The sequence below is a fragment of the Clostridia bacterium genome, assembly GCA_019683875.1.
Lineage (GTDB): Bacteria > Bacillota > Sulfobacillia > RBS10-35 > Bu92 > Bu92.
This window is the reverse complement of the sequence record JADGHN010000087.1, coordinates 1-7,445: the sequence shown is the minus strand read 5'-3', so window position 1 is coordinate 7,445 and position 7,445 is coordinate 1. Positions and strand designations below refer to the sequence as shown.

The 7,445-nt window shown below is 69.7% G+C and carries 8 protein-coding genes; all 8 read left to right on the top strand.

The annotated features are described in order from the left end of the window. Positions 1-27 precede the first annotated feature (27 nt). Positions 28-825, top strand: a complete 798-nt coding sequence (locus IRZ18_07430; GenBank protein ID MBX5476933.1) for an IclR family transcriptional regulator — start codon at positions 28-30, stop codon at positions 823-825. 148 nt (positions 826-973) lie between these two features. Continuing rightward, on the top strand, positions 974-1,543 hold the full coding sequence (locus tag IRZ18_07425; protein MBX5476932.1) for an RraA family protein: 570 nt from the start codon (positions 974-976) through the stop codon (positions 1,541-1,543). Between the two features lie 19 nt (positions 1,544-1,562). Then, positions 1,563-3,047, top strand: coding sequence for a sugar ABC transporter ATP-binding protein (locus tag IRZ18_07420; protein MBX5476931.1), 1,485 nt, complete (start codon positions 1,563-1,565; stop codon positions 3,045-3,047). A 12-nt stretch (positions 3,048-3,059) separates the two neighbouring features. Further along, positions 3,060-4,076 (top strand): ABC transporter permease, encoded by a 1,017-nt coding sequence (locus IRZ18_07415; GenBank protein ID MBX5476930.1) that lies wholly within the window; start codon positions 3,060-3,062, stop codon positions 4,074-4,076. Between the two features lie 35 nt (positions 4,077-4,111). After that, positions 4,112-5,191, top strand: coding sequence for a substrate-binding domain-containing protein (locus IRZ18_07410; protein ID MBX5476929.1), 1,080 nt, complete (start codon positions 4,112-4,114; stop codon positions 5,189-5,191). Positions 5,192-5,200: 9 nt separating this feature from the next. Beyond that, a complete protein-coding gene (locus IRZ18_07405; protein ID MBX5476928.1) occupies positions 5,201-5,833 on the top strand; it encodes a bifunctional 4-hydroxy-2-oxoglutarate aldolase/2-dehydro-3-deoxy-phosphogluconate aldolase in 633 nt (210 codons plus the stop codon). A gap of 16 nt (positions 5,834-5,849) precedes the next feature. Beyond that, positions 5,850-6,824: a sugar kinase gene (locus IRZ18_07400; GenBank protein MBX5476927.1), complete on the top strand. Its 975-nt coding sequence runs from the start codon at positions 5,850-5,852 to the stop codon at positions 6,822-6,824. A gap of 11 nt (positions 6,825-6,835) precedes the next feature. Continuing rightward, a partial coding sequence (locus IRZ18_07395) for a glucose 1-dehydrogenase (protein MBX5476926.1) occupies positions 6,836-7,445 on the top strand: 610 nt, incomplete at its 3' end.

The following is a 7,445-nucleotide window of genomic DNA, read 5'->3' as shown; positions in this document are numbered from 1 at the left end:
AGCGCAACTCCAGTCGGAGGTTTTGACATGACCCAGACTCCGCTTGTCCAGGCCCTCATGCACGGCCTTGCCGTCCTCGAAGCCATGGCACGCGAGGAGGAGGACTGGCAGGGCGTGAGCGAGCTGGCCGCGCGCCTGCGCATGCACAAGAGCACGGTGTTGCGGCTTCTTGCCACCCTTGAGGCCTGCGGATACGTGGAGCAAGACGCGGCCACCAAGCGGTATCGCCTGCGGCTGAAGCTGTTCGAGTTGGGCAGCCAGGTCATCGCCCGCACCGACCTGTTGAAAGAGGCGCGGCCCATCCTTGAACAGCTGAACCGCGAAACGGGCGAGGTCGTGCACCTGGGCGTGCTGGATCAGGGCGAGGTCGTGTACGTGGAGAAGATGGAGTCCACGCACACGATCCGCATGCATTCCCGCATCGGGCGCCGCTCGCCCCTGCACTGCACGGGGGTGGGGAAGGCGCTCCTCGCCTGGCTTCCGGAGGAAGAAGTCATCCACGTCATCGAGACCAAGGGCCTCAAGCGGTACACGCCCAACACGATCGTCGACCGTTCCGCCCTTCTGCAGCACCTCGAAACGGTGCGCCAGTTGGGCGTGGCCTTCGACAACGAGGAGCACGAGCCCGGCATCCGGTGCGTGGCCGCGCCGGTCTGGGACCGTCACGGGCGGCTGGCCGGCGCCATCTCCGTCGCCGGGCCGAGCCTGCGCATGACGCCGGAACGGCTGCAGAGCCTGGCGGAACCGGTCCGGCAAGCGGCGCTGGAGATCTCGCGTCGCCTGGGGTACACGGAACGGGACGCGTCGGCGGCCGGTTCCGCCTGAGATTCGTTCGGACGACGTGACATCGCGGAGGGAGTGGATTCGCGTGCGAAAGGTCATCAACCCCGGCCCTGTCGTGGACGAGAAGCTTTTGGCCGGCTATCGGGAACTGCTCACGGTGTACAGCCCTTCATGCATCCTTGCCGATTGCATGGAGCGGAGCGGGGTCATGGATTCTGCCATCCGTCCTGCGCATTTCCGGCGCTTCGTCGGCCCCGCCCTTACGGTGCGGCTGTTTCCCGGCGACCTTGTGGACTGCCTCGACGCGCTCAAGGTGGCGCGGGCCGGCGACGTGATCGTGGTCGACGCGGCCGGTGAAGTGCAGACGTCCATCTGGGGCGGCCTCATGGCGGGGCTTTGCAAGATGAAGGGCGTGGCCGGCGCCGTGGTCGACGGCGCGGTGCGCGACGTGGACGAGGTTCGCGATCTCGACTTCCCCCTCTTCAGTCGGGCGATCACCCCGCGGTCCACACACTCCCCGTTCTCGCAGCGCCTCGAACCCATCGAGGTGAATGTGCCGGTCACATGCGGCCGCGTGATCGTCCGGCCCGGCGACATCGTGCTCGCGGACGAGACGGGCGTCGTGGTCGTGCCGCAGGAGGAGGCCGTCGACGTCCTGCAACGCGCCCGGGCGCAGGCGGAGCAGGAGGAGCGCACCCGCGCCCGGATTCGCGAGGGGAAGTCGGTCGAAGAGCTGTTGGCCGAGTTCGGCCGCCTGTGACGCCTGGGAGGTCGTGACGGTGACGGCGGTACTGGAGGCGCGCGGCGTAGCGAAGTCCTTCGCGGGCGTCGAGGTCCTGCACGGCGTGGACTTCGAGGCGAGGTCCGGCGAGATCCACGCCCTGGTGGGCGAGAACGGCGCGGGGAAGACGACGCTGCTCATGATGCTCAGCGGCGTCCACGCGCCCGACCGCGGCACGGTCCTCATGTCCGGAAGACCGGTGGCGTTCCGCTCGCCAGCGGACGCTCAAGCGGCGGGGGTGCGCACCGTCTTCCAGGACCTCAGCCTTGTCCCGGTGCTGTCCGTGGCCGAAAACCTCTACCTTACTCGCTCGCCGGTGCGCTCTCTCGGCATCCTGGATCGATCGGAACTGCGCAGGCGGGCGCGCGAAATCCTGGGCCGCCTGGGCGCGCAGGTGGACCCGGACGTCCGGGTGCAGGATCTCTCGCGCAGCCAGCGTCAGCTGGTCGAGATCGCCAAAGCGCTCGCGGCCGACGCGCAGGTGCTCCTGTTGGACGAGCCGACCTCGTCCCTGTCTGAGGCCGAAGCCTCCGTGCTGTCCGATGTCCTTCAGCAGCTCAAGTCGCAGGGTCTGGCCATCGTCATCGTCACCCACCGCCTGTCCGAGGTCTTCGCGCTCGCAGATCGGATCACCGTGCTCCGTGACGGGCGCGTGGCCGGGCGATTCGACCGCCAGGCGACGACGCCGGACGAAGTCCTGCGCCACATGGTGGGACGGGACATCTCCCAGGTGTCGTGGCAGGATCGCGGCGAACCGGGACCGGTCGTCCTCGAGGCGCGGGATCTCGCGGCCCCGCCGCGGCTGCGCGGGGTGTCGTTTCAGGTTCGAGCCGGCGAGATCCTGGGCGTGGCCGGCCTCGAGGGGTCCGGGCGGACGGAGCTCGGTCTGGCGCTCGTGGGTGGGTTGAGGCTGGCCGGCGGCGAGCTGCTGTTGGACGGCAAGCCGGTCCGCTTCCACACCCCGGCCGACGCCGTGCGGGCCAGGGTGGCGTATCTGCCGCCCGACAGGAAGGAGCTGGGCCTCTTCCCGCGCATGACGGTCGCCGACAACATCGTGACGATGATCCTGCGCGTTCTCGCGCGCTTCGGCATCGTGCCGTCGGCCGCCGTGCGCCAGGTCGCCCGGGACTACCGTGAACGGCTGCAGATCCGCTGCCCGTCCATCCTCGCGCCGGTGAGCGCGCTGTCGGGGGGAAACCAGCAGAAGTCCCTGTTGGCGCGCCTCCTGGCTTCGGATCCGCGCGTGCTCGTCGTGGACGACCCCACCGTCGGAGTCGACACCGGGGCCAAGGCGGAGATCCACCGCATCCTGCTGGAGCAGGCGCGGCAGGGCAAGGCCGTGGTGCTGATCTCCTCGGAGCTCTTGGAGCTCCTTGCTCTGGCGGATCGAGTCCTCGTCATGCGTGGCGGGTCCGTGGCCGGGGTGCTGGCCCGGCCGGACCTTTCAGAAGAGTCCATCGTGCGGCTCGCGGCCGCGTCCTAGGAGGTTGGCAGGGTGTTCATCGGCGCGCTGCTTCGCGTGCGGGAATTCGCCATCGCCGCGGCCATCGTGATCTTCGGGGCCGTGCTGGGCGTCATCACGCCCTACTTTCTGACGACCGGCAACCTGACGGCGCTCGTCATCGGCCTGGTCCCCGTGACGCTCATCACCATCGGCCAGGTCATCGTGCTCATCTCCGGGGGCCTTGACCTCTCCGTCGGCGCCGTGATGGCCGCGAGCGGCACCATCGTGGGCCTGCTCATGCTGCACGGCCTTTCCCCGGTCGCGGCCGTCGCGCTCAGCCTGCTGTTCGGCGTCGCCGTCGGGCTTGTCAACGGCCTGATCGTGACGCGCGCGGGCGTCAGCCCGCTCATCGCCACGCTCGGCATGATGACGATCGTCCGCGGCGTCGGCCTGGTCTTCACCGAAGGCTTTTCCGTCACGGGCCTGACGCCCGGCTTCGCCTACTGGGGGCAGGCGCGCATTCTGGGCCTGCCGCCGATGGTGTGGGTCACGCTCGTGCTTCTGATCGTCTTCGACCTGGCCCTCCGCCTGACGCGTTCCTTCCGACAGATCTACTACATCGGCGGCAATGAGCGCGCCGCGCGCCTGTCCGGCATTCCAGTCGATCGGGTGCGCGTGTTCACGTACATCGGGTCCGCCGGTCTCTCCGCCCTGGCGGGCGTGTTCCTCGCGTCGCGGCTGATGTCCGGCACCCCCACGGCCGGAAACGGGTTGGAGCTCACCTCCATCGCCGCGTCGGTCATCGGGGGGGCCAGTCTGTTGGGCGGCGAGGGGACCGTGCTGGGGGCCTTCCTCGGCGCGTTCCTTCTCGCCATGGTTTCGAACGCGTCCGTGATCCTCGGAGTGTCGATCTACTGGCAAGGGATTCTTACCGGCGTCATTCTCATCGTCGTCGTGACCCTGGACATGGTGTTGCGCCGCCGCGAGGGGCGCGGTTGGGGGGTGCAGGCAGCGGCATCGGCATCCACGCGAGACGTCAACCAGACGACACCCGTCGGTCGAACGTGAAATCACGAGGCTTAGACAGAGGAAGGTGTACGGACATGCGACGGTGGACCATTCGGTGGGATCGACTTGACCGGCGCGCTGCCGGCATCGTGGCGCTGCTGGCCGCGCTCGCGCTGATGCTGTCGGCGTGCAACGGTACGGCTCCAGCCCAGCAAACGGGGCAATCGGGGTCCGGCGCCACGTCGAGCGAGGCGAGCGGTGCCGCGAGCGGGCAGTCGAACGCGAACGAGGAGTACGTCTACCTGGCCAACGTGACGGAAGTGCCGTTCTGGACAGACGCAAAGCAGGCGCTGAACGACGTCGCCGCCGACCTCGGCGTGAAGACCAGCTTCGTCGGGCCCACGTCGGCGGACGCGCAGCAGGAAGCTCAACAGCTCGACCAGCTGATCGCCAAGCATCCGGCCGGCATCCTGATCTTCCCGCCGGACGCGACGACCCTGAAGGACGGCATCGACCGCGCCTGGCAGGCCGGAATCCCGGTCATCACGATGATCGGCGACGTGCCGGGCTCGAAGCGCGTTGCGCACATCGGGATCGACAACTACCAGGCGGGCGAGGCCGGAGCCCAGCTGCTTTGTGAAGCCGTCGGCGGCAAGGGCAAGGTCGTGGTGGGCACGTTCCAGGCCGCGGGCGTGTTGGATCGTGCCAAGGGTTATCAGGATTGGTTGAAGGCCAACTGCCCCGGCGTGGAGGTCGTGCAGGTCGTGGATGACCACGCCGATCCGAGCTACGCTCCGCAGGCGTATGCGGCGGCCATCGCGGCGCATCCGGACCTCGCCGGCATCGGCGGCACGGACGGCGACTCCGGCCTTGGAGCGGCGCGCGCCGTGATCGAGGCCAACAAGAAGGGCCAGATCAAGATCGTGGCCATGGACCGCAACGACGACATGCTGCCGTACATCAAGGACGGCACGATCTACGCGTCCGTGGCGCAGAAGACGTACACGGAGACCTACATGGCCGTGCAGATGCTGTACCTCCTGAACCACAACAAGCTGAAGCTGGTGTCGGACTGGAAGGCGGCCGGCATCAACCCGCTGCCGGAGAACGTCAACACCGGCATCATCCCGATCACGAAGGACAACGTCGACTACTTCATGCACGGCGGGAAGTGACGAACGCTCGTGGAACCGGAGCGGGCCATCCGTGACGGTGGGGTGATCGCCATCGCGCGCGGCGTCCCAAGAGGGACGCTGCGCGCGGCGGCCGCCGTTCTCCTGGAGGCGGGCGTTCTCGCGCTTGAGGTGACGCTCGACAGCCCGGAAGCCCTCGACGAGATCGCGTGGCTGCGCGCCCACTGGGACGGTCGCATGGCGATCGGCGCGGGGACGGTGCTGACGACGGGCCAGGTCCGCGAAGCGAAGGCGGCCGGCGCCCAGTTCGTGGTCAGTCCCAACGTCGACGCCGCCGTGATCGGCGCGACCGTCGAGGCCGGCCTCGTCAGCGTGCCCGGCGCGATGACGGCCACGGAGACGCTCCAGGCCCGCGCGGCCGGGGCGACGTTCGTCAAGCTCTTCCCCGCCGGCGTCCTCGGTCCGGACTACCTTCGTGCCCTGCGCGGCCCCCTGTCCGACATGCCCTTCGTGCCGACGGGCGGCGTGGGCCCCGACAACGCGGAGGCCTTCATCCGCGCGGGCGCCGTTGCCGTCGCCGTCGGCGGCGAGCTCTTCGGCAAGGGGGCGGGCCCGGTGAGCGCGGTCGCCGACCGCGCGCGGGCGCTGGTGCAGGCGGTGCGCCGGGGACGCGGCGCGTCATGATGGGGAGAGGGTTCTCGTGGCGGTAGCCGTCACACTGGGTGAAGCCCTCCTGCGACTCAGCGCACCGGAGGGCGTCGCGCTCGAGGACTGTCATCGGTTGGAGGTGCGGGCGGCCGGGGCCGAGTCCAACGTGGCCGTCGCGCTGGCTCGCTTCGGCGTGGCGAGCGCGTGGATCTCCGCGCTGGTGGACAATCCGCTGGGCCGCCTCGTTGCCGGCAGCATCCGCCGGCACGGTGTCGACCTCTCCGGCGTGGTGTGGTCCGCGGACGGGCGCGTCGGCACGTACTACATCGAGCTTGGCCGGCCGCCGCGTCCCAACCGGATCGTCTACGACCGCGCGGACTCGGCGTTCGCGCGGCTGGACCCGGACGCGGTGAACTGGGACCTGCTCGACGGCGCCCGCGTGTTGCACCTGTCGGGCGTCACCATGGCGGTCAACCCGGCCGTGGCCCTGCGCGCGCGGGACGAGGCGGCGCGACGCGGCGTCCCGGTGAGCTGGGACGTGAACTACCGCGCACGGTTGTGGACCGAGTCGGAGGCGCGCAAGGCGCTGGCGCCGGCGGTCGCAGGTTGCGCCGTGCTCAAGCTCACGGCCGAAGAGGCGCACCACGTGTTCGGCTTCGAGGGCTCCGCGGAGGTGTTGGCGGCGTCCGTGGCCGAGTCCACCGGCGCCGCGGTGGTGGTGGTGACGGACGGCTCGCGCGGCGCAGTCGCCGCCGTGGGAGGCCGCCTGCTCCGCGAGGAGGGCCACGAGGTGGAAGGGCTGGACCGGGTCGGGGCGGGCGACGCCTTCGTGGCGGGGTTGCTGTACGCCCTCCTGGACAGCCCGCGTCCGGGGCTGGACACGTCGCCCGACGCCGTGCGCCGCGGGCTGCGGCTCGGCTCCGCGCACGCCGCGCTCAAGCACACGTACTTCGGCGACATCGCCTGGACCACTTTGGACGACGTGCGCCGGCTGGCTGGGGAACTTCAAGGCACGACATGGCGTTAGGGGGATGATCCATGGGAAGGCTGGACGGCCGAGCGGCCATCGTCACCGGGGCCGCGATGGGCATTGGCGAGGGAATCGCGCGCGTGCTGGCGCGGGAGGGCGCGCGCGTCGCGCTGGCGGACGTGGCGGACGCCGAGGGCGAGCGCGTGGCCGAGGACCTTCGGAACCAGGGCGCCGACGCCTTCTTCGTCCACGCGGACGTCTCCAAGGAGAGCGACGTCAAGGCGCTGGTGGCGGCCACGTTGGAGCGGTTCGGCGCCATCGACATCCTGGTCAACAACGCCGGCATCGGCGTGTACAAGACGATCCTCGACACGACACCGGAAGAGTGGGATCGCTGCCTGGCCGTCAACCTCAAGGGCGTCTACCTCTGCTCGCGCGAAGTGATCCCGCACATGCAGAAGCGCCGGCGCGGCGCGGTGATCAACATCGCGTCCGTCCACGCGTACCAGAACGTGGCCGCCACGTCGCCGTACGCCGCTTCCAAGGGAGGCGTCGTGGCGCTGACGCGCACCATGGCCATCGACTTCGCGCGCGACGGCATCCGCGTGAACGCCGTGTGCCCGGGCTGGATCGAGACGCCGCTGACGCGCCGCATCTTCGCGGAGTCGGGCGACTTCG